Source organism: Actibacterium sp. XHP0104, from assembly GCF_025751515.1.
Classification (GTDB): domain Bacteria; phylum Pseudomonadota; class Alphaproteobacteria; order Rhodobacterales; family Rhodobacteraceae; genus Actibacterium_D.
On record NZ_JAOWLE010000001.1, the window covers coordinates 481,627 to 508,304 of the forward strand.

A 26,678-nucleotide genomic window follows, 5' to 3' on the forward strand; every position below is an offset into this window, starting at 1 on the left:
GTTTTGTCTGCGAAACGTCCCGGCCGCACGAAACAAGGGGCAGGGCGTAACATCGTTCAAAGCCTCGGGGACGGCACAGTGAAACGGGGCGGACAATGAAGATCGAACGCAAATTTACCACCGACAAGACCGGCGCTTATGGCGCGCTGGAATTCAAGATGACCTCGTCCGAGATTCGCAATCCGGATGGCAAGATCGTGTTCGGTCTGGACAATGTCGAGGTGCCGCAGGGCTGGAGCCAGGTGGCCAGCGACGTGATCGCGCAGAAATATTTCCGCAAGGCCGGCGTGCCCGCGCGTCTGAAGAAGGTGCGCGAAAAGGATGTGCCGGAATTCCTGTGGCGCTCGGTCGCGGATGAAAAGGCCCTGGCAGAGCTGCCCGAAGATCAGCGCGTCGGCGGCGAGACCTCGGCCAAGCAGGTGTTCGATCGTCTGGCCGGCGCCTGGGCCTATTGGGGCTGGAAGGGCGGCTATTTCACCACCGAGGCCGACGCCCGCGCCTATTACGACGAGATGCGCCACATGCTGGCCACCCAGCGCGCCGCGCCCAACAGCCCGCAGTGGTTCAACACCGGCCTGCACTGGGCCTATGGCATCGATGGCCCCGGCCAAGGCCACTATTACGTCGATCACAAGTCGGGCAAGCTGACCAAATCGACCTCGGCCTATGAGCACCCGCAGCCCCATGCCTGTTTCATCCAGTCCGTGGGTGACGATCTGGTGGGCGATGGCGGCATCATGGATCTGTGGGTGCGCGAGGCACGGCTGTTCAAATACGGCTCGGGCACCGGCACCAACTTCAGCTCGCTGCGCGCGGCCAACGAGCCGCTGTCGGGCGGCGGCAAATCCTCGGGCCTGATGGGCTTTTTGCGGATCGGTGACCGGGCTGCCGGCGCGATCAAGTCGGGCGGCACCACCCGCCGCGCCGCCAAGATGGTGATCTGCGATGTCGATCACCCCGATATCGAGGAATTCATCAACTGGAAGGTCAAGGAAGAGCAGAAGGTTGCCAGCCTTGTCGCCGGCTCCAAGATGCACGAGGCCCGTCTGAACGACATCTTCGCGGCGATCCGTAGCTGGGATGGCGCCGAGGCCGATGCCTATGACCCGGCCAAGAACGACAGCCTGAAATCGGCCATTCGTGCGGCCAAGAAACAGGCGATCCCCGAGGCCTATGTCAAACGCGTGCTGGATTACGCCAAGCAGGGCTATGCCAGCATCGAATTCCCGACCTATGACACCGACTGGGATTCCGAGGCCTATGCCACCGTTTCGGGGCAGAACTCGAACAACTCGGTCCGGGTGACCGACGCCTTCCTCAAGGCGGTCAAGGATGACGGCGAATGGGAGCTGCTGCGCCGCACCGACGGCAAGGTCGCCAAGACCATCAAGGCGCGCGAGCTGTGGGATCAGATCGGCCACGCCGCATGGTCCTGCGCCGATCCGGGCATCCAGTTCCACGACACCGTCAACGCCTGGCACACCTGCCCCGAAGACGGCCCGATCCGCGGCTCGAACCCGTGCTCGGAATACATGTTCCTCGATGACACGGCCTGTAACCTGGCCTCGATGAACCTGCTGACCTTCTTCCAGGATGGCGAATTCCAGGCCGAGGACTATATGCATGCCTCGCGTCTGTGGACCGTGACGCTGGAAATCAGCGTGATGATGGCGCAGTTCCCGTCCAAGGAAATCGCGCAGCTGTCCTATGACTTCCGCACGCTGGGGCTGGGCTATGCCAACATCGGCGGCCTGCTGATGAACATGGGCCTGGGCTATGACAGCGACGAGGGCCGGGCGCTGACCGGCGCGCTGACCGCGATCATGACCGGCGTGGCCTATGCCACCTCGGCCGAGATGGCGGGCGAGCTGGGCGCCTTCCCGGGCTATGCCCGCAACGCCGACCACATGCTGCGCGTCATCCGTAACCACCGCACCGCCGCCTATGGCAAGACCGAGGGCTATGAGGACCTGGCCGTCAAACCGGTGGCGCTGGATCTCAAGAACTGCCCCGATGCGCGTCTGGTTGAACTGGCGCAGTCGTCTTGGGACGAGGCTCTGGCCCTGGGTGAAAAGCACGGCTATCGCAACGCCCAGACCAGCGTGATCGCGCCCACCGGTACGATCGGCCTGGTGATGGATTGCGACACCACCGGCATCGAGCCCGATTTCGCGCTGGTGAAGTTCAAGAAACTGGCCGGTGGCGGCTATTTCAAGATCATCAACCGCTCGGTGCCTGCAGCCCTTGAAAAGCTGGGCTATGGCAGCGCGCAGATCGAGGAAATCATCGGCTATGCCGTCGGTCACGCCAGCCTGGGTAACTGCCCCGGCATCAACACCACCTCGTTGATCGGCCATGGCTTTGGCCCGCGCGAGCTGGAAAAGATCGAGGGCGCGCTGGCCTCGGCCTTTGACATCCGGTTCGTGTTCAACCAGTGGACCCTGGGCGAAGAGTTCTGCACCAAGACGCTGGGCATTCCGGCCGAAAAGCTGAACGATCCGTCCTTTGACCTGCTGCGCCACCTGGGCTTTACCCGCGCCCAGATCGAGGCCGCCAACGACCATGTCTGCGGCACCATGACCCTTGAGGGCGCGCCGCATCTGAAGGACGAGCACCTGTCGATCTTTGACTGCGCCAACCCCTGCGGCAAGAAGGGCACGCGCTATCTGTCGGTCAACAGCCACATCACCATGATGGCCGCCGCGCAGTCGTTCATCTCGGGCGCGATCTCGAAAACGATCAACATGCCCAACGATGCCACGATCGAGGAAACTCTGGCCGCCTATGAGCTGAGCTGGAGCTTGGGCATCAAGGCGAACGCGCTGTATCGCGACGGCTCGAAACTGTCGCAGCCGCTGGCCGCCGCGCTGGTCGAGGATGACGAAGAGGCCGAGGAAATCCTGGCCTCGGGCAGCCAGCAGGAAAAGGCCGCCGTTCTGGCCGAGAAGATCATCGAAAAGATCGTGGTCAAGGAAGTGGCCCGTGGCCGCGAAAAGATGCCCGAGCGCCGCAAGGGCTATACCCAAAAGGCGATCGTGGGTGGCCACAAGGTCTATCTGCGGACCGGCGAATATCAGGACGGGTCGCTGGGCGAGATCTTTATCGACATGCATAAAGAGGGCGCCGGCTTCCGCGCGATGATGAACAACTTTGCCATCGCGGTATCGGTCGGCCTGCAGTACGGCGTGCCGCTGGAAGAGTTCGTCGATGCCTTTACCTTTACCAAGTTCGAACCGGCCGGGATGGTGCAGGGCAATGACAGCATCAAGAACGCCACGTCGATCCTGGATTACATCTTCCGCGAACTGGCGGTCAGCTACCTTGACCGCACCGATCTGGCCCATGTGAAACCCCAGGGCGCGACCTTCGACGATCTGGGTCGCGGCGAGGAAGAGGGCGTGTCGAACGTCAAGGAACTGTCGGAAACCGCCGCTTCGCGCAGCCTTGAGGTGCTGAAACAGATCAGCTCGACCGGCTATCTGCGCAAGCGGGTGCCGCAGGAACTGGTGGTGCTGAACGGCGGCATGGGTGCCACGGCGTTCACCGGCACCGGCGATCCGGTGGCGGCGCTGCAGACGCTGGTGCCCGAAACCGGGCAGGCCAGCGTGGCCAAGTCGGGCAGCACCGCGCTGGCCAGCGGTTCGGTCACGATGGATGCCCGCACCAAGGCCAAGATGCAGGGCTACGAGGGCGATCCCTGCGGCGATTGCGGCAACTACACGCTGGTGCGCAACGGCACCTGCATGAAATGCAACACCTGCGGCGCAACCAGCGGGTGTAGCTGACGGGGTCCGCCCGCTGCCGACCCCAAGCGGCGGCGGGCGGGACACTGTACCGGGGCGGGTGCGCTCGCCCCTGACGCGGATAAGGCCGCAGGCAACAAACCGAGCGGTAATAATGAGTGAGCCTTATCAGCAAAACTGGGGTGCCTTCGGGCGCCCCTTTTTCTTTGCCGTAACCGACTGCGAATAAGGAAATTTTCCCGGGGGGTCCCCCATTGCGCGACTCGCGGCACAGGCATATCTGCCGCGCGACGGCGACATGTGCCGTTTACCATCTGAATGCAGGAGTTTTTCAGATATGACTTCGAAATTTGCAGTTTTCGCCGCCGCTCTCGCTCTGGCCGGCACCGCCGCTTTCGCATCGACCGATGTGGCCGCGCTGGACGCCAACGCTGACGGCGTTCTGAGCATGGAAGAGCTGGCTGTGGCTTACCCCGCCCTGACCGCCGACGATTTCGCCGCTGTTGACACCGACGCCGATGGCTTTGCCTCGGCCGAAGAAGTTGCCGCTGCCGATGAGGCTGGCGTTCTGCACGCCGAATAACCCGCGATCCGCACGTTCTGACAGCGCCCCGGCCTAGTGCCGGGGCGTTTTCATTTGGCCAGCAGGGCGCCCATCTGGCGCATGGCCAGCACATAACCATGGGTGCCACAGCCCGCGATCACCGCGTCGGCGCGGTGGCTGACATAGGAATGGTGGCGGAAGGCCTCGCGCTTGTGGACCTGGCTGATATGCACCTCGATGACGGGGCCGTCGAAAGTATTCAGCGCATCCAGAATCGCGACCGAGGTGTGGGTATAGGCGGCGGGGTTGATGATGATCCCGGCGGCCTGGTCGCGGGCCGCGTGGATCTGCTCGACAATCTCGCCTTCATGGTTCGATTGCATCAGCGCGCAGTCGAGGCCCAGCTCGGCCGCAACCGCACTGCACTCGGCCTGAACATCGGCCAGCGTGGCGGCGCCGTAGATCTCGGGCTGCCGTTTGCCTAGCAGGTTCAGGTTGGGGCCGTTCAGAATGTGGATCATCTGTGCCATGTCGCGGTCCTTTGGTCGCTGTGCCAAAGGTTTACCGCGATTGGCGCCCTACGCCTAGCCTTGCGATTTGATGAAGGTGCCGTTGTTGAGTTCCTGCATCGCCTGTATCAGCTCGGCGCGGGTGTTCATCACGATCGGGCCGTGCCAGGCGACGGGTTCCTGAATGGGTCGGCCCGCCACCAGCAGAAAGCGCACGCCCTCAGAGCCGGCCTGCACGGTGATCTCGTCGCCATTGCCAAAGCGCACCAGCGTGCGGTTGCCGGTCATGTCGCGGATGTTCAGCTCTTGGCCGGCGAATTCCTTTTCGACGCGCACGCCCTGGGGCGCGGCGGCGTCGGTGAATGATCCGGCCCCGGCAAAGACATAGGCAAAGGCATTGGCGCGGGTGTCGATGGGCAGGGTCTTGCGGGTGTTGGGCGGCACCGAGACATCCAGATACAGCGGCTCGGCCGCGATGCCGTCGACGGGGCCGGTCTTGCCCCAGAATGTGCCGGTGATGATTTTCACGCGCGTGCCGTCGTCGTCGATGATTTCCTCGATATCGCTGGCCTGAATGTCCTGATAGCGCGGGGCGGTCATCTTCAGGCTTGATGGCAGGTTGGCCCAGAGCTGAAATCCGTGCATCTGGCCGGCGGTGTTCCCCTTGGGCATCTCCTGATGCATGATGCCCGACCCGGCGGTCATCCACTGCACCGATCCCGCGCCCAGCGTGCCCTGGTTGCCCAGGCTGTCGCCATGCTCGACCGTGCCGGCCAGCACATAGGTGATGGTCTCGATGCCGCGGTGGGGGTGCCATGGAAAGCCGCGCTGATAGAAGCGCGGGTCGTCGTTGCGGAAATCATCCAGCAGCAGGAAAGGGTCGGTCTCGGCCGTGTCGCCAAAGCCGAAGACGCGGTGCAGATGAACGCCGGCGCCCTCCATGGTGGGCTGGGCCTTGGTCTGGGCGGCGATGGGGCGGAATGTCATGGCGAGTCTCCCTGTTGCATCCCCAGTATATGGGGTGTTCGGCCAATCGGGGGAGGCCGATCGACGAACATCACATGTGCGCGAATGCGAACCTGCTGCGAAAAGGCGCCGGTTTTGCGGTTTTGCCTGTGCGAAACGCCGCCTGCGCCGGTTAGGGCCTGTTTTTGCGCAAGAAACCGCACAGGCTGGCGGGCGGTTTTGGCGGTGCCCAGCGCATGGCGGAAAGCCCCGGCGGTGTGCTCTTTTCCTTTCGCGACGGGGGGCGCATCTGTCTCGTCGATGGCCGACGCGCCATCAGGTTCAACAGAAAGGAAACCTGAAAATGAATAAGATGATCGCCATGTTCGCCGCCGCCCTGACCGTTGCCGGTGCCGCCACTGCCAGCGAAGAGGGTGTTGTGCAAATCGACTCTGATGCCGATGGCGTGTTCTCGATCGAAGAACTGACCGTCGCCTATCCCGAGCTCAGCGCCGAAACCTTTGCCGCGCTGGATGCCAATGCCGATGGCTCGGTCGACGAGGCAGAGCTGGCCGCCGGTCAGGAAGCAGGCCTGCTGCCTGATGCGGCAATGAAAGAATAATCTGTCGAGCAAAGCGCCCCGGCCCGTTTACGCGGGCCGGGGCAATCTCATACGGCGCCGCGGGACAGGGCCGCCACGCCGGTACGGGCAACCTCGGACAGGCCGAGGGGGCGCATCAGTTCGGCAAAGGCGTCGATCTTGCCGGGGGTGCCGGTCATCTCGAAGACAAAGCTTTCCAGCGTGCTGTCGACCACATTGGCGCGGAAAATCTCGGCCAGGCGCAGCGCCTCGATGCGCTTGTCACCCTGACCTGCCACCTTGAACAACGCCAGTTCGCGCTCGACGGCGGGGCCTTCGACGGTCAGGTCGTGGACCTCGTGCACGGGCACGATGCGGCCCAGCTGGGCCTTGATCTGTTCGATCACCGAGGGCGTGCCACGGGTGACGATGGTGATGCGCGAGGTGTGGCCGGTGTGGTCCACCTCGGCGACGGTCAGGCTATCTATATTGTAGCCGCGCCCCGAGAAAAGGCCGATCACCCGCGCCAGGACACCCGGTTCGTTATCGACGATCACCGCCAGGGTATGGGGTTCATCGACATCGGCATTGGGGTCGCGCAGGTCGTAGGCAGAATGTTTCGACACGCCTTTTTTTAGTTTTAGAGCAGACATTTGCAGATCTTCCTTAAACCATAACCGCGCCTTTGGCGCCGATCGCGTTGGTGGCGTTGGCGTCGCCCAGCAGCATTTCGTTATGCGGCGAGCCCGACGGGATCATCGGGAAGCAGTTCTCGTGCTTTTCGACCAGGCAGTCGAAGATCACCGGACCGTCATATTTGATCATCTCCATGATCGCGTCATCCAGATCCTTGGGGTCGGTGCACAGGATACCCTTGGCGCCAAAGGCCTCGGCCAGCTTGACGAAATCGGGCAGCGATTCCGACCACGAATGGCTGTAGCGCTCGCCATGCAGCAGCTGCTGCCACTGGCGCACCATGCCCAGGCGTTCGTTGTTCAGGATGAACTGTTTCACCGGCAGGCGATACTGTGTGGCGGTACCCATTTCCTGCATGTTCATCAGCCACGAGGCTTCGCCCGCGACGTTGATGACCAGGCTTTCGGGATGTGCCAGTTGCACGCCGATCGATGCCGGGAAGCCATAGCCCATCGTGCCCAGGCCGCCCGAGGTCATCCAGCGCTTGGGCTCGTCAAAGGTCAGGAACTGGGCGGCCCACATCTGGTGCTGGCCCACCTCGGTGGTGATGTAGCGATCCATGCCCTTGGTCAGCTCTTCGAGGCGCTGCAGGGCGTATTGCGGTTTGATGACGGTGTCGCTGTTGCGATAGGTCAGGCAGCTGACGGCCTTCCAGTCGTCGATCTTTTTCCACCACTTGGCCAGACCTTCCTTGTTGGTCTTGCGGCCGCGCGATTTCCAGACCCGCAGCAGGTCTTCCAGCACATGCGCCACGTCGCCGACGATCGGCAGGTCGACGTGGATGATCTTGTTGATCGAGCTGGGGTCGATATCGATATGGGCCTTCAGCGACTTGGGGCTGAAGTCAGCGACGCGGCCGGTGATACGGTCGTCAAAGCGGGCGCCGATGTTGATCATCAGGTCGCAGCCATGCATTGCCATGTTGGCCTCGTAGAGACCGTGCATGCCCAGCATGCCCAGCCAGCCCTTGCCGCTGGCGGGGTAGGCGCCCAGGCCCATCAGGGTCGAGGTGATCGGAAAGCCGGTGGCGTCGACCAGTTCACGCAGCAGCTGCGAGGCCGCATCGCCCGAGTTGATCACGCCGCCGCCGGTGTAGAACACGGGGCGCTCGGCGCTTTCCATGGCGTCGACCAGCTGGGTGATCAGCTCGATATCGCCCTTCATGCGGGGCTGGTAATGCGAGGTCACGGTCTTGCGCGGCTCGACATATTTGCTGCTGGCGAACTGCACGTCCTTGGGGATGTCGATCAGCACCGGGCCGGGGCGGCCCGAGGTGGCGACGTGAAAGGCCTCGTGGATCGTGCCGGCCAGGTTGGCGGTGTCCTTGACCAGCCAGTTGTGCTTGGTGCAGGGGCGGGTGATGCCCACGGTGTCGGCTTCCTGGAAGCCGTCGGTGCCGATCATGAAGGTCGGCACCTGGCCGGTCAGCACGACCAGCGGGATCGAGTCCATCAGCGCGTCGGTCAGGCCGGTCACGGCGTTGGTCGCGCCGGGGCCAGAGGTCACCAGCACCACGCCGGGCTTGCCGGTCGAGCGGGCATAGCCTTCGGCCGAGTGCACGGCGGCCTGTTCATGCCGAACCAGAATGTGACGAATGTCATTCTGCTGGAAAATCTCGTCATAGATCGGCAGGACGGCGCCGCCGGGGTAGCCGAACACCACCTCGACGCCCTGATCCTTCAGGGCCTGAACCACCATCTTTGCGCCGGTCATTGTCTGTGCCATCGTTTCATCCTTCACGCCACGTCTTGCGAACAAAAAAGCCCCCGGGGCTATCCGGGGGCGCATGGGGTACCATTATGGTGTCCGTTACCGGCCCATGCGCCTGTCTCCTACCAGTACGAGTACGGGGGTCATTCCCTTACGGCCTTTCTTTCGCGTGCGCGGCGACATTATGAGCGGGGGCTGGGGGCGTCAACCGTGAAAACGCTGAATTTTGTGTCGTCGGGCCAGATTTTTCTTTTCGAATGTTGCGCAAAAGCCCGGTTGCGCGACATATGGCGGAACAGATGCCACCCAGGGGCCGGATCTGCGCGCTTATGCCGCGCTGCGGCGGGCTTAGGCGCCATGGGCCGCGCGGCTGTCGGCGGGGGCCTGGTCGCGCTCATTCATGCCATAGTCGCGCAGCACATGCGCCACGCGCAGGCGATAGCCGGCAAAGACACCGCCGCGCCCGGCCTGTTGCGCGGCGCGGTGATGGGTCGTTTCGCGCCAGCGCTTCACGGCCTCTTCGTCCTCGAAAAACGACAATGACAGCACCTTGCCGGGGGTGGTCAGGCTTTGGAACCGTTCGACCGAGATGAACCCCTCGATCTTTTCCAGCTCGGGGCGCAGGGTGGCGGCAATGTCGAGATAGTGGTCGCGCTGGCCCTCGGCGGGGGTGACTTCGAAGATAACGGCGATCATGCGGGGGTCTCCTTGAGGCGGGTCAGCAATGCGGGCAGCTGCGCCTGGGCGCGCAGCGGGTTTCGGGGCCACAGGTGCAGCAGGTTCAGCGCCAGAGCGGCGGCGGTTTCGGCGTCTGACAGCGATGTGCCCAGCGCCGCCCGGTCGATCAGGGCCAAGTCGCGCCGAGCCTGTGCCCATCCGGTCAGAACGGGCGCGGCACCCGCGCGCAGCAAGACCCGCGTGCCGCGCAGGTCGCCATGGATCACGGTCAGGCGGCGGGCGCGAAACGGGGCCAGGGCGCGGGCGATTGCCCCGGCCATCGTGTCGGGCATGTCGGCGGGGGTGGGCTGGTCAAGGGCCGCGGTCATGCCGGGGCGCTGGGGCAGGGCCTCGGCAAAGCTGTGGAACCGGCCCAAAGGGATGTCGATCTCGTGCAGCAGGTTGGCCGGGCAGGGCCGGGCGTCGAGATAGGTCTCGAGCGACCACCCCCCCGCCACCAGCGCCCCCGATTGCGCAGGGATCATCGGCGCCATGGCCAGCCCGGCGCGGGTCAGCTGCGGCGCCAGGTCGGCCAGCCAGGCCATGGCGGGCGCGTCATGAGGGCAGGGGCGGGCCACGGCGCAGGCCGCGCCCTGTTGCACCAGCCAGACCGTGCCGTCCGAGCCGTCGCGCAGGGGGCGCAGCAGTGTCCAGTCGCCAAAGCCCGACAGGTCGGGTTTCACAGGTTGACCCCGGTGCCCTGCAAGACCCCGTGTTCCAGCGCGTAACGGGTCAGCCCCGCGGTCGAGCTGATGCCCAGCTTGCGCTTGATGTTCTTGCGGTGGGTCTCGACGGTGCGGACCGAGATATCCAGCTCTGCCGCCACCTCTTTGTTGGATTTGCCCTGCGCCAGTTGCAGCAGGATCGTCTGTTCGCGGTTGGTCAGCTGTTCGCGCCCGTCCTCGGTGACCGGGGTAAGCTGCGCGGTGGCGCCGGTGCACAGATAGCGTTCGCCCGCCATCACCGCGTCGATGGCGCGCTTGATCTCGTCGGTGGGCACGTCCTTGAGGATATAGCCCATGGCGCCATGGTTCAGCGCCGTGCTGATATATTCGCCGCTGTCATGCATCGACAGGATGACGATCCGGGTGCCGGGGCGGCGTTCAAGGATGATCTCGGTCGCGCTAAGGCCGTTGACCCGCGGCATGTTCAGATCCAGCAGGATCACGTCGGGGGCCAGGTGCTCGACCTGGTCGATGATTTCCTGCCCGTTCGACAGGGTGCCGACAACGACCAGATCGTCATAGGTTTCAAGGATGGCCTGAATGCCCTCGGCCACCATCGGGTGGTCATCGACGATTGCCACTTTGATCGGATCAGTCATGCGTTTGCTTTCGTTTGTCCTTCGGGGGGCAGCATGTGTGTCAGCGGGACCTGAGCCTCGATCACGGTGCCGTCGCGAGTGCTGAGAATGCGGAGCGAGCCGTTCAGGCGCTCCATGCGTTCCTGCATGTTGCGCAGGCCCAGACCGGCGCCGCCCGCGCGCTCTGAGATGCCGCGCCCGTTATCCTCGATCCGCATGATCGCGCCTTTGCGGTTGCCGCGCAACAGCATGCGAACCCGGGTCGCGCCCGAATGGCGCTCGATATTGGTCAGGGCCTCTTGGGCGATGCGATAAAGCGCGATCTTGGCGTCCTGGTCCAGGCGGTTGCGGAAGACCACGGTCTTGTAGTCGATCTCGATACCCGAGCGCGCCGCGAATTCCTCGGTCAGCGACTGGATCGCGGGGCCAAGGCCCAAGTCATCCAGAACGCCGGGGCGCAGGTCGCGGCTGATGCGGCGGACCTCTTGAATGGCGCCGTTCAGGCCCGCGATGGATTTCTCGACGCTTTCGCCGGCGCGGGCGTCGCCGGTCGTCAGCCGCCGGCGCGCCAGTTCCAGCATATAGCGCACACCCACCAGCATCTGGCTGATACTGTCGTGCAACTCGCGGGCGACGCGGCTGCGCTCTTCTTCCTGGGTTTCAAAGATACGTTGCGTCAACTCTTTCAGCTTGACGTCGGCCAGACGGCGTTCGCGAATATTCAGCATGAGGCCCGACCCAAAGACCAGCATCAGCGCCCCCAGGGTGATGGCGCTGATCCACAGAAAGGTGGTGGCCACACGGCGCTCGGTCTCGGCGCGGGCGGCGGCGACGGTGTCGAGGATGTCGTCGATGAAGATGGCCGTGCCGACTGCCCAGCGCCAGTCTTGCAGCCCGACCACATAAGAGATCACCTGTGCGTCTTCGCCGGTCGAGGGCTTGCGCCATTTATAGCTGTGATAGCCGCCGCCACTGCGCGCGATGCGGATCAACTCATCCACCACCGGGGTGCCGTCGCTGTCCTTGAGACCGGCCCAGTTTCGGTTGATAAAGGCGGTCTGTCGCGGGCTGACAAGGTTTGTTCCATCATATTGATAAACAAAGAAATACCCGTCCTGACCATAGAGCATCGCCGCCAGGATCTGCTTGACCTTTTCCTTGGCGATCTCGTCATCGGGCAGGGCGTTGCCATAGATCGCGCCAAAGGCCGTGCGGGCCAGCGACAGGTAGTTGCGCAGCTCGTCCTTCTTGGCCTCGATCAGCTGGGCCTGAAGCGCCGCGATCTCGCGCTCGGCCAGCTGCCGCGACTGGTGAACGACCAGAACAGAGATCGCCGCGACCGCCAGCAACAGCGGGATCGTCGCCAGAAGAAACAGCTTCTGGGCATAGGTCGTGCGGGTCTGGTTGCGCTGCGATGCGCGGGGCTGAAACACGCTGCCGGTTGTCCTTTTGGGCCGAGTCGGATCGCGGGTGGGCGTCAGGATGGGCGCTGGATCAGCCCGCGTCAATTCCGCGGCATTGCGTCGCGATAGTTAAAACTTGAACGGGATTCAGGCAAAAACCGCGCGCTCTACGTAGTTGCGGGTATTTATCCGTTCACCTCTGCTGGCTAGGCTCCGGCCACGAACAATCAAGAGCCGCCACAGGGGCGGACATCCTATCGGGAGGAGATAGAGACCATGGATCGTCGTTCTTTTCTGAGAACTTCCGCGCTGGGCGGGGCCGCTGCCGCCACCACAACCGCGCTGGCCGCCCCGGCCTATGCCCAGGGCAAGCGCACCCTGACGCTGGTCACCACCTGGGGTCGCGGCCTGGCGGGGGTGCATGACAGCGCCCAGCGCTGTGCGGATTCGATCACCGCGATGACCGACGGCCAGCTGACCGTCGAACTCAAGGCCGCTGGCGAACTGGTCGGCGCGTTCGAAGTATTCGATGCCGTGACCTCGGGTCAGGCCGACATGTATCACGGCGCCGACTATTACTTTGTGGGCCAGCATCCGGGCTATGCGTTCTTTACCGCCGTGCCCTTTGGCATGACCGCCCAGGAACTGGTCAACTGGTACTATCAGGATGGCGGCCACGAGCTGCATGACGAGCTGGGTCAGATCTTTGGCCTGAAATCGTTCCTGGCCGGCAATACCGGCGCGCAGGCCGGTGGCTGGTACAGCCGCGAAATCAACAGCCCCGAAGACTTCAAGGGCCTCAAGTTCCGCATGCCGGGCCTTGGCGGCAAGGCGCTGGGCAAGCTGGGCGCCTCGGTTCAGAACCTGCCGGGCGGCGAAGTGTATCAGGCCCTGGCCTCGGGCGCGATCGACGGCACCGAGTGGATCGGCCCCTGGGCCGACGAGAAGGCCGGCTTCCAGGAGATCACCAAGATCTACTACACCGCCGGTTTCCACGAGCCGGGCGCCGGCCTGTCGCTGGCCACCAACCGCGATGTCTATGACAGCCTCTCGCCCGCCCATCAGAAGGTGATCGAGATCGCCGCCGGCGAGGCGCATCAGTGGAACCTAGCCCAGTTCCTGGCCAATAACGGTGCCGCTCTGCAGCGTCTGCAGGCCTCGGGCGTCAAGCTGATGGAATTCCCCGACAGCGTTTGGGATGCCTTCGGCGCCGCCTCGATGGAGGTGCATGCCGAGAACATGGGCGACGAGCTGTACAAGAAGATCCACGACAGCGCGATGGCGTCGATGAAATCGTCGTCGGCCTGGCTGGAAAAATCCTCGGGCGCCTATACCAAGCAGCGCGACCGCGTGCTGGGCTAAACCCGCCAAAACCTGCTATTATCTCCCGGCCTTCGGGCCGGGGGATGACCGCGTGGCCGTTTGGCGCGCGCGGGGTGGCCCAGAATGGGGAGGCTGGCCATGGAACTGTCCGAAAAGCAGCAAATCATGTGGATCGTCTATCACGGCGGATCGTCGGCCTTGCTGGCGGTCGTGCTGGGGATATTCGTCGCGCTGACGGTCATCGGCATATTCCGGCGTGAAATCATGTGGGCCTATGTGCGCGTGCTCGAGGGCTTTGCGAACACGGTCGGGCGCTTCTTTGCCTGGGCGGGCCTGTTGATGGTGTTGCAGCAGATCGTGATCGTGTTCCTGCAACGTATCTTCCGGGTCTCGGAAATCTCGCTTGGGCCGCTGGGCTATGCCTTTACCAAGGATCTCAGCTGGTGGTCCGAGGAACTGAAACTTTACAACGCCATGATCGTCGCGCTCTGCGCCACCTACACTTTCGTGCAGGGCGGGCATGTGCGGGTTGATCTGGTCTATTCCGGCGTGTCGCACCGTACCAAGCGGATGATCGACATGGCCGGGTCGCTGCTGTTCATGATGCCGGTCGCGATCCTGACGTGGAAATACGCCTGGTTCTTCATGTGGCGCAGCCTGATCACGCCGGCGACCTCGGCCTCTGACACGCTGGAACGGCTGATGCTCAAGGCGCGGGCCGTGCGTTGGAACGTCGAGACCATCGGGTTCTCGCCCAACGGGTTCAACGCCTACATCCTGTTCAAGGTGCTGCTGGTGGCCTATTGCGCGATGATTTTCCTGCAGGCGATGGCGTTCTTCTGGCGATCATACCTGGAACTTGTCGAGGGCGAGGCTTCGGCCGGCAAATATCTCGACAAAGACACCCTCGGCGAGGGTGAAGAAGCCTTTGAAGGCACGCATTAAGGGGCAGGGCAATGTTTGGACTTGATGGCGTAGAGATCGGCCTGATCATCGTATTCCTCTGCCTTTTCGGGGGGATCCTGTCGGGCTTTCCGGTGGCCTTTGCCATCGGCGGCGCGGGGGTGATCTCTTTCGCGATCATCGCCGGGCTGGATAGTGCGGGCCTGTTGATCCATCAGGCGGTGGATACCGGCAGCCAGGCCTATAACGCGCTGATTGCGCAGGGTATTCACCCCGAGGCGATATCAACCTTCCGATACCCAGAGCTGCCACGGGTAGCCGAGGCGGTATTCCCCAGTGGTTGGGAACAGGCGATGGACCGCAATATCGCCTTTGTCGTCAACCGCATGAACGAGCGCGTGCTGGCCGGTCAGTCGATCGAGACCCTGCTGGCAGTGCTGATGTTCGTGCTGATGGGCATCACGCTGGAACGGTCGAAAATCGCGAACGACCTGCTGACCACGATGGCGCGGGTGTTCGGCCCGCTGCCGGGCGGTCTGGCCGTGTCGGTCGTGGTGGTGGGCGCGTTCCTGGCGGCCTCGACCGGGATCGTGGGCGCCACCGTGGTGACCATGGGCCTGCTCAGCCTGCCGACCATGCTGCGCAACCGCTATTCGCCGGAACTGGCGACGGGGGTGATCGCGGCCTCGGGCACGCTGGGGCAGATCATTCCGCCCTCGATCGTGATCGTGCTGCTGGGCACGCTGGCGGGCGATATCTATGCCACTGCACAGGAAACACGGGCCCAACTGGCCGGCTGTTCCGATGCGCTGACCTATCTGGGACAAGCGGCGGTGGTATCGGTGGGCACGCTGTTCCAGGCGGCCATTCTGCCGGGCGTGATGCTGGCGGTGCTTTATGGCGGCTATGCCTTCGGCTATGCGCTGTTGCGGCCCGAGCATGCGCCGCCCGTGGCGGTCGAAGGGGGCGCGCGCGGCACTGCGTCGCGCGGGCAGACGCTGACCTGGTTCCTGTTCGTGCCGCTGGGGCTGATCGCGGCCGTTGTTCTGGCCACCAGCGTCAATATCGTTGGCAGCCAGGATATCTCGGTCAGCAGCTATTCGGATGCGGGCAAGACCGCGGTGCTGCGCACCAATGTATCCGAGCAGTGCCAGGCCTCGATGATCGACCTGCACGGCCAGGAGAAATGGGATGCCGCCCTGGACGAGCAGCGCGCGATTGACGCCGCCGGCGGTGTGGCGACCAGCCATCAGCTGAGCGATGAGGAAATGCAGGCCGCGATCGCCGACAAGGTGGCCGCCGCGGCGCCCCTGTCGACGCCGATCACGGTGGGCTTTTTGCTGCTGGCGCTGGTGCTGGCCTGGGCGCGCGGCCAGGCACCCACCGCCGATATGCGGCCCATCCTGATCGGGGTCGGCGGCATTGTTCTGGCGCTGATTGTCGATGCGCTGTTCCTGCCGCCCACGGCCAGCCCGGGGCAGGTGGTTGTGCGGCTGGCCATTCCGCTGCTGATGGCGCTTTACGGCGTGCGCTATGCGATGGGGCTGCTGTCGCGCAACGATCTGCTGCGCGTGGTCTTCCCGCCGCTGGTGCTGATCGTTGCGGTGCTGGGCTCGATCCTGGGCGGGATCACCAACCCCACGCCGGCGGCGGCGCTGGGTGCGGGCGGGGCGATCATGCTGGCCGCCTATCGCAAGCTGCAGGATGAGCAGAAATCCGGCAAGATCATCATCTGGTCATCGCTGGCGGTGCTGATCATGATCCTGGCCGGCACCGGGTTCGACCTGCGGATCGGGGTTGAAACCGCCCGGTTCGAGGATTGGGTCGCCTTCATCGTTGCACAGGGTGCCTATCACTTTGCCATCTTCGGGCTGCTATATGCCTGCTGGGTGCTGTGGCGTACCGGCGTGCTGAAGGTGGTGGTGCGCGAAACCGCCAAGGTCACCTCGATGGTGTTTACCATCCTGATCGGGTCGCAGCTGTTGAACTTGGTGGTGATCTCGTTCGGGGGCGAACATTACATCCAGGGCTTCCTGCGCAGTTTCGACAACGAATTCACCGTGTTCCTGTTGGTGATGCTGGTGCTGTTCGTGCTGGGCTTTGTTCTGGATTTCCTCGAAATCATCTACATCGTCGTGCCGATCGTGGGGCCGGTGATCTATGGCGGCACCTTTGACCCGAAATGGGTGACGATCATGATCGCGGTGAACCTGCAGACCAGCTTTCTGACGCCGCCCTTCGGGTTCGCACTGTTCTACCTGCGCGGGGTCGCGCCGCCAGAGGTGACGACCGGCCATATCTATCGCGGGATCGTGCCCTTCGTGCTGATCCAGGTGCTGGGGCTGGCGGTGCTGTGGTTCTTCCCGTCGATCGTGACGATCGTGCCGAACCTGCTGGCGAACTGAAACGAAAGCGGGGGCCGAAAGGCCCCCGTTTGCGTCTGGCGGTCGCGTCTCAGGCGCGGGTGTCGGGCAGGGTGATGCGGGCCACCTGTTCGGCGATGGGCGGCACCGACAGGGGGTGGGTTTCCTCTTCGTGGCCATCGGGGTCACCGATCGGCTGCCATTCACCGCCCTTGAAAATTTCCAGCCCCGAGAAATTGGACTTGTAGCCCATCTTCTGGCTGCCCGGCACCCAATAGCCCAGATAGACAAAGGGCAGCCCGGCCTCGCGCGCGATATCGACATGGTCGAGAATGGCCCAGGTGCCCAGCGAGCGCGCGGTCTGATCGGGGTCGTAAAAGGAATAGACCATGCTGAGGCCGTCATCGAGCACATCGGTCAGGCTGACGGCGATCAGATCGCTTTCGCGCCGGTCCGATTGCGAGGGCGCGGTATATTCCACCACGCGGGTGCGTACCGGCGTTTCCTCGATCATGGCGGCGAATTCAAAGATATCCATGTCGGCCATGCCGCCATCGGCATGCCGGCTTTCCAGATAGCGGCGGAACAGCGCGTATTGATCCTCGGTCGCCCAGGGCGAGGTGGCGTTGCGCCGCAGATCGGTATTGCGCCGCGCGGTTTTGCGTTGGCTGCGGTTGGGCTCGAACTCTGAAACCCGGATGCGTGCCGACATGCAGGCGCAGCAATCGGCGCAAGACGGGCGATACAGCACGTTCTGCGACCGGCGAAAGCCCTGTTTGCTAAGGGAATCGTTCAGCTTTTCCGAATGCTCGCCCTGCAGCGCCGTGAACAGCTTGCGCTCCATCCGCCCGCTCAGATAGGGGCAGGGTTGCGGAGCCGTCACATAGAATTGCGGCGCTAGGGGCAGTGTGTGGCGCATTGAGAGGCATAACCTTTGCTGTCACACAAACGCTAGCAAAGCTTCCCGCGCTCGCCAAGCCCCTCGCGCTTATTGCCCCGCAGCACGGTTAACGGCGGCACTGCCCAGCAGCAGGTCGGGCAGGCCCTGACGGCGCGGGCCGGTCAGCATCAGCATCACAGAGGCCAGGTGCAACAGGATCGTGCCGAAGAAAAAGGTAAAGAGCGCGGTGTGCCAAAAGGCCTGTGACAGGTCGAACCGACGGCCGCGCGCGTCGCGAAACTCGATCGCGGCCAGGCGCATGCCCCAGGTGGCAGACCGCCCGGTCAGCGTGGCCACGCGATAGACAAAGCCGACCATCAGCATCAGCAGCGGAAAGAAGAACAGGCCCGTGAAGGCGGTGAAGGGCACCACCAACAGCGACAGCAGCACGATCACGATCGTATCGACGACAAAGGCGATCAGCCGTTTGGTCGGCACGTCGTCATAGAATTCGGCATGCAGGTCGGGGTCAGGCAGGCCCCAGTATGGATCGGTCATGTGGCTCATCTAGGTGCTCTGGGTCGCGTGGTAAAGGCCCGCCATGGGGCGGGCCGTTGGTGTTATCAGGCCTCGACGGTGGCGTCAGGGGCGGTGTCGCGGGCCTTGCGGGCGCGTTCGTCCATGAAGTCGTCGAACTCGGATTTGTCCTTGGCATCGCGCAGCCGCTGCAAGAAGGTCTCAAAGGCCTCTTGTTCCTCTTCGAGGCGGCGCAACGTGTCGGCCTTGTAGGCGTCAAAGGCGGTGTTGCCCGACGAGGCAAAGCCGTGGGCCCGACGGTGATGGGCCCGGTTCTTGTGCATTCTGCAACCAGTAAACATGCGTTTGCTCCAGATCATGTAGGCCAGGATGGCCAGGCCGACGGGCCAGAAAAAGACGAAACCGAGAACCATGGCCGCGATCCAGGCGCCCTTGCCGCGCTGATCAAGCCAGGTTTCGGCCTGCGAGGGCCAAGTGGCGACGGTGCTCATATGTGGTTTCTCCCGTATCGAAGGTTAATGTGAATGTCTTTCACATTGCATAGATTGGGATTGGGGGTGCCTGGGTCAAGAGCTAATGTAAACAAAATTTACATTAGCTTTCATTCCTCAATGAAATCAGATAATTGCGCGCCGGTCAGGGCGTGAATTCTTGCCGGATTGGCCGGAAAGATGTGCCGGGGCGTGCCGGCGGCGGCCCAGATCTGATCGAAGTCCAACAGGCGCGGGTCGAAAAAGGCCCGTGGCGGGGTCAGGTGGCCGATGGGGGCCACGCCGCCGATGGCAAATCCGGTCTGGGCGCGGATCAGTGCCGCATCGGCCTTGCCCAAGGGTTCCCCGGCCAGGGCCGAGGCCTTGGCGGCGCAGACCCGGTTGCCGCCAGCCGTCAGAAACAGGATTGTCTGCCCGCTGTTCTGGCCACGAAAGATGATGGATTTCATGATCTGGTCCACCTCGCAGCCCGCCGCGCTGGCGGCCTCGGCGGCGGTGCGGGCCTGTCCGACCTCGATGATGTCGTCGGCCATGCCGGCCTCTTGCAGAGTGCGACGCACGCGGTTCAGGCTTTTGCTCATGTTCCACTCCTTTGCTGCGACTATTGGTGTTCATACCGGACGCTGCAACCCCGTTGACCACGGCGCGCGGGCGCGGCATCACTGAGCCATGAACTTCCAATCCCGCATCACCCGCGCCCCCATTCCCTATGACCTTGATCGCGCCGCCGAATTGCCCGAGCGGCTGCAAAGCCTTGCGCCCGAGATGCGCGAGGTGTTGCAGGGCACGTTAGGGTGCAGCCCCTATCTGAAAGGGCTGACCGAGAAAGAGGATGAATGGCTGGAAGGCGCGCTGGCGCGGGCGCCCGAAGACGCATTCGCAGCGATTCTGGCCGATATGCGCGCGCTGGAACTGGACCAGCTGTCCTCGGGCCTGCGCCAAGCCAAGCGGCGCGCGGCGCTGTTGATCGGCTTGGCCGATGTGGCTGGTGTCTGGCCGCTAGAGGACGTGACCCGCGCGCTGACCGATCTGGCCGATACGGCGGTCGATTGCGCCTTTCGCCGGCTGGTCGCGGCCGAGATCAAGCGCGGCAAGCTGCCCGGCGCCCAGCCCGAAGATGCCGAGACCGCCGGCGGCATGGTGGCCCTGTCGATGGGCAAGCAGGGCGCGCATGAGCTGAACTATTCGTCCGATATCGACCTGATCTGCCTGTTCGATCAGGACCGGTTCGAGCCCGACGACTATCACGATGCCCGCGCCAGTTTCATTCGGGTCACGCGCAAGATGACCTCGCTGTTGTCGGATCAGACCGGCGAGGGCTATGTGTTCCGCACCGACCTGCGCCTGCGCCCCGACGCTGCCGTCACCCCCGTCTGCATGGCGATGGAGGCGGCCGAGCGATACTATGAAAGCCTGGGCCGCACATGGGAACGCGCCGCGCACATCAAGGCGCGCCCCGGTGCCGGTGATATTCAGGCGGGCTGGGATTATCTGGAACGGCTGCGCCCCTTCGTGTGGCGAAAGCATCTCGATTTCGCCGCCATCCAGGATGCCCATGACATGCGTATGGCGATCCGCGACCACAAGGGCCTGCATGGCAAGCTGGTGCTGGAAGGCCATGACATGAAGTTGGGCATGGGCGGCATCCGCGAGATCGAATTCTTTACCCAGACCCGGCAGCTGATTGCCGGCGGGCGCGACCCCGATCTGCGGGTGCGTGGCACGGTCGAAGGGCTTGCGCGGCTGGCCGAGAAGGACTGGGTGCCGCAGGCGGTGGCCGAACAGTTGACCGCCGATTACCGCGCCCATCGCGAGGTCGAGCACCGTTTGCAGATGGTGGCCGACGCCCAGACCCATCGCCTGCCCAAGAGCGACGAGAACATGGACCGAATCGCCCGCTTCATGGGCTTTGGCGATACCGCCGTGTTCCGCGCCGAACTGACCGAGCGCCTGCGCCGGGTGGATGAGCTGACCGAGGGGTTCTTTGCGCCGGGTCAGCCCTCGGGCAAGCCCGACATGCCGACGCTCAGCGAGACCTCGGCCCAGGTGGTCGAGCGCTGGCATACCTATCCGGCGCTGCGCTCGCAGCGCGCGGTCGAGATCTTTGCACGGCTCAAACCCGAGATCCTGACCCGTCTGCAAAAGGCCGCCAAACCGGATGAGGCCCTGGCCGCCTTTGACGGGTTCCTCGAGGGGCTGCCGGCGGGGGTGCAGATTTTCTCGCTGTTCCAGGCCAATCCGCAACTGATTGATCTGATTGTGAATATCGCCGCCACCGCGCCTGAGCTGGCGCGGTATCTGTCGCGCAATGCGGGGGTGCTGGATGCGGTGATCGGCGGCGATTTCTTTGCCGACTGGCCCGGTGTCGAGGCGCTGACCGAGGATCTGACCGGGCAGTTGTCGGTGTTGGGCGATTATGAAAAAGAGCTGGACGCCGCGCGGCGCTGGAACAAGGAATGGCATTTCCGCATCGGCGTGCATTTCCTGCGCGGGCTGATTTCGGCGGATGAGGCCAGCGGCCAGTATGCCGATCTGGCGCAGGCCGTTCTGGCCGCGGTCTGGCCCTGCGTGGCCGCCAATTTCACCACCAAGCACGGCACGCCACCGGGCAAGGGCGCGGTGGTGATGGGCATGGGCTCGCTTGGGGCGGGGCGGCTGACGGGGCGGTCCGATCTTGATCTGATCGTGATTTATGACGCCGACGGGGTCGAGGAATCGGATGGCCGCCGCCCGCTGGCCTCGCGCGCCTATTACGCCCGGCTGACGCAGGCGCTGGTCACGGCGCTAAGCGCGCCGATGGCCGAGGGCAAGCTGTATGAGGTCGACATGCGGCTGCGGCCGTCGGGCAACCAGGGGCCGGTGGCGACGTCCTTTGCCGCCTTCCAAAGCTATCAGCGCGACGAGGCCTGGGTGTGGGAACACCTGGCGCTGACGCGGGCGCGCGCGGTGGCGGGTGCCGCCGATCTGGCGCAGGAGATCGAGGATTTTCGGCGGCAGCTGTTGGTGGAAAAGGGCGATAAAAACAAGATCGTAGACGGTATTGTTGATATGCGTGCCCGGTTGGCTGAGGCCAAGCCATCAAAGGGGGACTGGGATGCGAAACAGGGTGCGGGCGGCGGGCAGGATATCGAGCTGATCGCCTCGGCGGCGGCGTTGATGGTGGCCAGCCCGGCAACCCGCGTCGTAACCCAGCTGCGCGATGGTGCGGCGGGCTCGGGCTGGATTGGGGCCGAGGATGCCGAGGCGCTGAGCGCGGCCTATGAGCTGTTCCGCAAGGTCGAGATCGCGGCCAAGCTGCTGACCGCCAAGCCCTTTGATCCCGAGGCCATGGATGAGGGCGCGCGCGCGTTCTTTCTGTCGGCCACCGGGGCTGAACGGGTGCGCGATCTGCATGACCAGATGCGGGCCGCGCTGGCCGATAGTGCGGCGCGGATCAATGCCTTGCTGGGCGGAGCTGCGCCATGACCCCGGGCGAGGCCGATCAGCGCGGCCTGATCCGCGAGGCCTATCGCATCGAGGGCATCACCGAGGATCAGTGCCGGTCGATTTTCGTCGACTGGGCGATCAGCGTGCCGGGTGACATGAAGGCGGCGGTGCTGGTGTTGTTGCAGGTTTATGGCGGCGAGATGCCCGATCATCCGATGACCGGCGTGTTGCGCGCCGCCGTTCAGGACGCGCCCGCGCCCAGGCGGCGGGGCGGTCGGCGTGGCCGGATGGACAGCTAGCGCCCCAGCGCGGCCGCGGCGCGGGCCAGGTCGGTGATCGCGCCCCAATCACCCGCCTCGACCAATGCCTTGGGCGCCACCCATGACCCGCCCACGCAGGCCACGTTGGGCAGCGCCAGGTAATCGGGCGCATTGGTCGCGCTGACCCCGCCCGTGGGGCAGAATGTCACCTGCGGCATGGGCGCGCCGATGGCCTTTAGCGCCGCGATGCCGCCGTTGATCTCGGCGGGAAAGAATTTCTGCACGCTATAGCCCTGTTCCAGCAGCGACAGCACCTCGGACGGGGTGGCGGCGCCGGGCAGGGTGGGCAGGCCCGCGTCCTCGACCGCGTCGAGCAGGCGCGAGGTGCAGCCGGGGGTGACGGCGAACCGGGCGCCAGCGTCCTTGGCCGCATAGGCGTCATCGGGGCACAGCACGGTGCCCGCGCCGACGATCCCGCCCTTGACGGTGGCCATCTCGGCGATGACCTCCAGCGCGGCGGGGGTGCGCAGCGTGACCTCGAGCACCGGCAAGCCGCCCGCCACCAGCGCTTCGGCCAGCGGGCGGGCATGGGCCGGGTCCTCGACCACCAGCACCGGGATGACCGGGGCCATCCGGCACAGCTCGGCGGTTTTCTTGCTGGCTTGAAAGGGTGTCATGGCTGCTCCCTCTGTTCGAGTTCGGGTTCAGGCTAGAGCAACGCGCGGCTTGCGAATAGGGGGAAGCGTGAAAACTCAGCCCCTTTCAGGGGGCTGGGCCTGTTGCGCATGTCTGAGCGCCAGGAAAACGATCCCGCCCGCTGCCAGCCCGGCCACAGCCGCAACCAGGGGGGCGCCGGGCAGGTTGGCCACCACCACCGCGACCAGCGCCCAGATCAGCGCCGCCGCATAGCCGACCGCGGGCAGGGTGCTTACGATATAGGCGCCGGTGGCGAATGCCCCCGACAGCGCGAACAGCGCCCAGCCGGTTTCGCCCGGCCCAATGCCCCAGCCCGCGCCGATCAGCCCGACCGACACCCAGGATGCCGCCGTCAGCCACCCGGCATAAAGCCCCACGGGGAATCGCAGCCACAGCCAGTCGTCGTCTGGCGTTTCCGCCAGCGCCCAAAGCGCGGTCAGCAGCATCCACCAGATCAGCACCGTGGCCCAGATCGGGCTAAGCTGCGCCACGCCGATCCAGGCCGCGCCGGGCGCCAGCGACAGGATCAGCGGCAGGCGCGCGCTTTCCCATGCGGGATCCTTGGCGCGCTTGAACAGGCCGAACCCGGCCGAGACCATCAGCCAGGCATAGATCAGCCCCCAGATCGCAAAGGCATAGCCAGCGGGCTGCACCGGCGGTCGGTCTTGCGGCACCGGAAACTGATCGGGTGTGAACCCGGCAAATCCCGTTGTCACCAGCGGCGACAGCACAAAGAACAGCGCGGCGCAAAAGGTGAAAATTGCGCGGATCGGGTCGATCTGGGTGTCTTCGGTGTCCATGCCCTTAAGATGGTGCAGGCATGGGAAAAATCCAGCCCTAGGCCAGCACGCCCTCGGCGGTGATGCGGGTCTTGCCGCCCAGATAGGGGTGCAGAACCTCGGGCAGGGTGACCGAGCCATCCTCTTGCTGGCCGTTTTCCAGCACCGCGATCAGGCAGCGGCCCACGGCCAGGCCCGACCCGTTGAGCGTATGCACATATTGCGGCTTGCCGCCCTCGCCGGGCTTGAACCGCGCGTTCATGCGCCGCGCCTGGAAATCGCCGCAGGTCGAGACCGAGCTGATCTCGCGATAGGTGTCCTGACCGGGCAGCCAGACCTCGATGTCATGGGTGCGGCGCGCGCCAAAGCCCATGTCGCCGGTGCACAGAACCACGGTGCGATAGGGCAGGCCCAGCTTTTCCAGGATGCCCTGCGCGCAATCGGTCATGCGCTGATGTTCGGCGTCGCTGTCCTCGGGGCGGGTGATCGAGACCATTTCGACCTTTTCGAACTGGTGCTGACGCAGCATGCCCGAGGTGTCGCGGCCCGCGCTGCCGGCCTCGGAGCGGAAGCACTGCGTATGCGCCACGTAGCGGCGGGGCATGTAATCCTCGGCCACGGTGACGTTGTTGACGATGTTGGTCAGCGTCACCTCGGCGGTGGGGATCAGCCACCAGCCGTCATTGGTCTGATAGCTGTCTTCGCCGAATTTCGGCAGCTGCCCGGTGCCATACATCATTTCCTCGCGCACCAGCACGGGGGTGATCGCTTCGGTCAGGCCGTTTTCATCGACATGGGTGTTGATCATGAACTGCGCCAGCGCCCGGTGCACGCGCGCCACGGCGCCCGACAGCAGCACAAAGCGCGAGCCGGACAGTTTGGCGGCGGTCTCGAAATCCATGCCGTCCTGCACGGCGGGCAATTCGTAATGCTCGCGCGGCTTGAATGTGAACTCACGCGGAGTGCCCCAGCGGCGGATTTCCACGTTGTCGGCCTCGTCCGCGCCTTGGGGGACGTCATCGGCGGGCAGGTTCGGGATGGTCAACAGCAGGTCATTCAGCGCCGCATCCATCGCCTTGGCCTCTTCGGTCAGGGCGGCGACCTCGGCCTTTTTCTCGGCCACAAGGGCGCGCAGGCGCTCGAACTCGGCCTCGTCGCCGCTGGCCTTGGCGGCGCCCACGGATTTCGAGGCCTTGTTCTGCTCGGCCTGCGCGGTTTCGGCGGCCAGGATCTTGGCGCGGCGTTCCTCGTCCAGCGTCAGCACCGCGCCCGACATCGGATCATCCCCGCGACGGGCAAGCGCCGCGTCAAAGGCGGCAGGGTTCTCGCGGATGGCTTTGATGTCATGCATGGGCTGCGTCCCGTTGGTGATTCACTTGGGGGGATGCTTTATCGTAAATGTTTCCCGATCAAAACCGATCTCATCCTGCCATGCACGCCAGGCCTTGTGGAATTCGGATTCGGATTCGTCTGGGTGCCAATAGAGATCCTCTTTTGGCCAATGTGCGGGCCAGTCGTCGCTGTCCGGGCCTTTGCCGCCGGGCCATGTGACAGACGCATCGCCAAACATCTGTGCCAATCGCGCGGGTTTAATGCTACAGTTTGTAAAATCTACCTCCTTCACAGCCACACCTTGGAAAGTAGCGGCAGTGAAGGTGGTGAGATTGTCGAACTTCGCCACGCTCAGGTCCGCCCCCTGCATCTCCGCCCCACTCAGGTCCGCTCCCTGCATCTCCGCCCAGCGCGGGCGCGCCCCCTGCATCTTCGCCATGCTCAGGTTCGCCCCCTGCATCTTCGCCTCGATCAGGTGCGCCCCCTGCATCTTCGCCCAGCTCAGGTGCGCCCCCTGCATCTGCGCCCCGCTCAGGTTCGCCCCCTGCATCTTCGCGTCCATCAGGTCCATCCCCTGCATCTCCGCAAAGCGCAGGTCCGCCCCCTGCATCTTCGCCCTACTCAGGTCCGCCCCTTGCATCTTCGCCCAGCGCAGGTCCGCTTTGTTCAGGTCACGGGCTGACAGGTTCAGGCCGCGGAAATCGGCATAGCGGAAGTTCAGGCGGAATTTTTCCGCCTCTTCGATTTGCCGCAGGGTTTCGCCGCGTCGATCGATCACGTCAAAGGCCGTTACCAGATCATCGCGCAAGGTGATGGCTTGATATGCCTTGTTTATGGGGATGCCGTCGTCATCCAATTCCACCTCCTGCGCCACCTGCTGCCGAGCGTTCTCGCGGATATAGGCGCAGAGGATTTCCATGATCTGCACGTGATCGTCGTGGCTGGATTTGCTGATCCGCTCCAGGGCCAGGATACCGCCGATGCGGACCTCGAGGTTGGGCACGTGCCGCTCATTCCCGTTGGCATCTTTCAGGGTGCGGGTCGCGCCAAGGTTCTCGACCGCCTTGTTGATCTGGTCGGTGATGTGGCCTTGTTCGGCGGTGCGGGTCTGGCGCTCGGTTGTGAAGACCCGGATCAATGCCAGCGGTGTGCCGACCAGCCCGGCAAGCGCAGTCATCAGCCCTACGATGGCAAGGTAATGCACGCGGTAGGCCAGCGCGCCGTCGGTATCGGTGACTTCGGGCGGGTTTGCGAATAGCCCGAACAGATTGAAGATCGTCAACAGTAAAAGCGCCAGCCAGATCGGGGACAGAACGATCGCGAACCAGGCAAGGCTGTTCAGCCCGCGTTTGGGGTGGAGTTGCAGGCGTTTTAGCCACTCGGGTTGGGCGGTCCACGCGTTGAAGGCCCACACGACAAGGGCAAATGCCGCCCCCATGCCAAACAGCATGACAAAGACCAGCAAGCCCTGCGTGAATGGAATGCTCAGCTCTAGCTGGCTGTCTTGATATCGAAACATGTTCTGGCCCCGCGCGCCC

Annotated in this window: 23 protein-coding genes and 1 pseudogene; 8 read left to right on the forward strand and 16 right to left on the reverse strand. The window is 64.2% G+C overall.

Annotation, left to right across the window (positions count from 1 at the left end; all coding sequences use genetic code 11):
• The first annotated feature begins 95 nt into the window (after positions 1-95).
• Together OE856_RS02465 and OE856_RS02470 are read left to right on the forward strand one after the other, a co-directional pair.
• The gene (locus OE856_RS02465; protein ID WP_263714461.1) at positions 96-3,785 is read left to right on the forward strand and encodes a vitamin B12-dependent ribonucleotide reductase; all 3,690 of its coding nucleotides are present in this window, start codon (positions 96-98) and stop codon (positions 3,783-3,785) included.
• A 295-nt stretch (positions 3,786-4,080) separates the two neighbouring features.
• The gene (locus tag OE856_RS02470) at positions 4,081-4,326 is read left to right on the forward strand and encodes an EF-hand domain-containing protein (RefSeq protein WP_263714462.1); all 246 of its coding nucleotides are present in this window, start codon (positions 4,081-4,083) and stop codon (positions 4,324-4,326) included.
• Positions 4,327-4,376: 50 nt separating this feature from the next.
• On the opposite strand, the gene aroQ is transcribed toward OE856_RS02470, so the two are convergent.
• Both aroQ and OE856_RS02480 read right to left on the reverse strand, forming a co-directional pair.
• Positions 4,377-4,817, reverse strand: a complete 441-nt coding sequence (gene aroQ / locus OE856_RS02475) for a type II 3-dehydroquinate dehydratase (protein ID WP_263714463.1) — start codon at positions 4,815-4,817, stop codon at positions 4,377-4,379.
• Positions 4,818-4,871: 54 nt separating this feature from the next.
• A complete protein-coding gene (locus OE856_RS02480; protein ID WP_263714464.1) occupies positions 4,872-5,783 on the reverse strand; it encodes a pirin family protein in 912 nt (303 codons plus the stop codon).
• 322 nt (positions 5,784-6,105) lie between these two features.
• Between OE856_RS02480 and OE856_RS02485 the strand changes: the two genes are divergently transcribed.
• Positions 6,106-6,363 (forward strand): EF-hand domain-containing protein, encoded by a 258-nt coding sequence (locus tag OE856_RS02485; RefSeq protein WP_263714465.1) that lies wholly within the window; start codon positions 6,106-6,108, stop codon positions 6,361-6,363.
• Positions 6,364-6,410: 47 nt separating this feature from the next.
• Here OE856_RS02485 and ilvN read toward each other — a convergent pair whose 3' ends face one another.
• The 6 genes from ilvN to OE856_RS02515 all read right to left on the reverse strand — a co-directional run bounded on the left by ilvN (position 6,411) and on the right by OE856_RS02515 (position 12,180).
• Entirely contained in the window at positions 6,411-6,974 is a 564-nt protein-coding gene (gene ilvN / locus OE856_RS02490; protein ID WP_263714466.1) for an acetolactate synthase small subunit, read from the reverse strand.
• Positions 6,975-6,987: 13 nt separating this feature from the next.
• Positions 6,988-8,742: an acetolactate synthase 3 large subunit gene (locus tag OE856_RS02495; RefSeq protein WP_263714467.1), complete on the reverse strand. Its 1,755-nt coding sequence runs from the start codon at positions 8,740-8,742 to the stop codon at positions 6,988-6,990.
• A gap of 333 nt (positions 8,743-9,075) precedes the next feature.
• Complete coding sequence (locus OE856_RS02500) at positions 9,076-9,423, reverse strand: antibiotic biosynthesis monooxygenase family protein (RefSeq protein ID WP_263714468.1); 348 nt, start codon at positions 9,421-9,423, stop codon at positions 9,076-9,078.
• Positions 9,420-10,127, reverse strand: a complete 708-nt coding sequence (locus OE856_RS02505; RefSeq protein ID WP_263714469.1) for a hypothetical protein — start codon at positions 10,125-10,127, stop codon at positions 9,420-9,422. The genes OE856_RS02500 and OE856_RS02505 overlap by 4 nt, the downstream gene beginning before the upstream one ends.
• The gene (locus OE856_RS02510; protein ID WP_263714470.1) at positions 10,124-10,768 is read right to left on the reverse strand and encodes a response regulator; all 645 of its coding nucleotides are present in this window, start codon (positions 10,766-10,768) and stop codon (positions 10,124-10,126) included. The genes OE856_RS02505 and OE856_RS02510 overlap by 4 nt, the downstream gene beginning before the upstream one ends.
• Positions 10,765-12,180, reverse strand: coding sequence for a cache domain-containing protein (locus OE856_RS02515; RefSeq protein ID WP_263714471.1), 1,416 nt, complete (start codon positions 12,178-12,180; stop codon positions 10,765-10,767). Before OE856_RS02515 ends, OE856_RS02510 begins: the two co-directional genes overlap by 4 nt.
• A 246-nt stretch (positions 12,181-12,426) precedes the next feature.
• On the opposite strand from OE856_RS02515, the gene OE856_RS02520 reads away from it, so the two are divergent.
• From OE856_RS02520 to OE856_RS02530, 3 genes and pseudogenes are all read left to right on the forward strand, one after another.
• Entirely contained in the window at positions 12,427-13,512 is a 1,086-nt protein-coding gene (locus OE856_RS02520; protein ID WP_263714472.1) for a TRAP transporter substrate-binding protein, read from the forward strand.
• Between the two features lie 93 nt (positions 13,513-13,605).
• Positions 13,606-14,418 (forward strand): annotated as a pseudogene (locus tag OE856_RS02525) (TRAP transporter small permease subunit); the annotation flags it as partial.
• Positions 14,419-14,429: 11 nt separating this feature from the next.
• The gene (locus tag OE856_RS02530; protein WP_263714473.1) at positions 14,430-16,781 is read left to right on the forward strand and encodes a TRAP transporter large permease; all 2,352 of its coding nucleotides are present in this window, start codon (positions 14,430-14,432) and stop codon (positions 16,779-16,781) included.
• Between the two features lie 49 nt (positions 16,782-16,830).
• Here OE856_RS02530 and OE856_RS02535 read toward each other — a convergent pair whose 3' ends face one another.
• The 4 genes from OE856_RS02535 to OE856_RS02550 form a co-directional block, all read right to left on the reverse strand.
• Complete coding sequence (locus OE856_RS02535) at positions 16,831-17,658, reverse strand: arginyltransferase (RefSeq protein ID WP_263714474.1); 828 nt, start codon at positions 17,656-17,658, stop codon at positions 16,831-16,833.
• 69 nt (positions 17,659-17,727) lie between these two features.
• Positions 17,728-18,186 carry an RDD family protein gene (locus OE856_RS02540; RefSeq protein ID WP_263714475.1) on the reverse strand — a complete coding sequence of 153 codons (459 nt, stop codon included), beginning with the start codon at positions 18,184-18,186 and terminating at the stop codon, positions 17,728-17,730.
• 56 nt (positions 18,187-18,242) lie between these two features.
• Entirely contained in the window at positions 18,243-18,647 is a 405-nt protein-coding gene (locus OE856_RS02545) for a DUF2852 domain-containing protein (protein ID WP_263714476.1), read from the reverse strand.
• 110 nt (positions 18,648-18,757) lie between these two features.
• On the reverse strand, positions 18,758-19,228 hold the full coding sequence (locus tag OE856_RS02550; RefSeq protein ID WP_263714477.1) for a YbaK/EbsC family protein: 471 nt from the start codon (positions 19,226-19,228) through the stop codon (positions 18,758-18,760).
• Between the two features lie 88 nt (positions 19,229-19,316).
• Between OE856_RS02550 and OE856_RS02555 the strand changes: the two genes are divergently transcribed.
• The gene (locus OE856_RS02555; RefSeq protein ID WP_263714478.1) at positions 19,317-22,112 is read left to right on the forward strand and encodes a bifunctional [glutamine synthetase] adenylyltransferase/[glutamine synthetase]-adenylyl-L-tyrosine phosphorylase; all 2,796 of its coding nucleotides are present in this window, start codon (positions 19,317-19,319) and stop codon (positions 22,110-22,112) included.
• Positions 22,109-22,372 carry a hypothetical protein gene (locus tag OE856_RS02560; RefSeq protein ID WP_263714479.1) on the forward strand — a complete coding sequence of 88 codons (264 nt, stop codon included), beginning with the start codon at positions 22,109-22,111 and terminating at the stop codon, positions 22,370-22,372. The genes OE856_RS02555 and OE856_RS02560 overlap by 4 nt, the downstream gene beginning before the upstream one ends.
• On the opposite strand, the gene eda is transcribed toward OE856_RS02560, so the two are convergent.
• The 4 genes from eda to OE856_RS02580 all read right to left on the reverse strand — a co-directional run bounded on the left by eda (position 22,369) and on the right by OE856_RS02580 (position 26,659).
• Entirely contained in the window at positions 22,369-23,010 is a 642-nt protein-coding gene (eda, locus tag OE856_RS02565; RefSeq protein ID WP_263714480.1) for a bifunctional 4-hydroxy-2-oxoglutarate aldolase/2-dehydro-3-deoxy-phosphogluconate aldolase, read from the reverse strand. The two genes, OE856_RS02560 and eda, sit on opposite strands and share 4 nt — an antisense overlap.
• A gap of 75 nt (positions 23,011-23,085) precedes the next feature.
• Positions 23,086-23,829: a hypothetical protein gene (locus tag OE856_RS02570; RefSeq protein ID WP_263714481.1), complete on the reverse strand. Its 744-nt coding sequence runs from the start codon at positions 23,827-23,829 to the stop codon at positions 23,086-23,088.
• A gap of 37 nt (positions 23,830-23,866) precedes the next feature.
• Positions 23,867-25,159: a serine--tRNA ligase gene (gene serS / locus OE856_RS02575; RefSeq protein ID WP_263714482.1), complete on the reverse strand. Its 1,293-nt coding sequence runs from the start codon at positions 25,157-25,159 to the stop codon at positions 23,867-23,869.
• Between the two features lie 21 nt (positions 25,160-25,180).
• Positions 25,181-26,659 carry a pentapeptide repeat-containing protein gene (locus OE856_RS02580; RefSeq protein WP_263714483.1) on the reverse strand — a complete coding sequence of 493 codons (1,479 nt, stop codon included), beginning with the start codon at positions 26,657-26,659 and terminating at the stop codon, positions 25,181-25,183.
• Positions 26,660-26,678 lie beyond the last annotated feature (19 nt).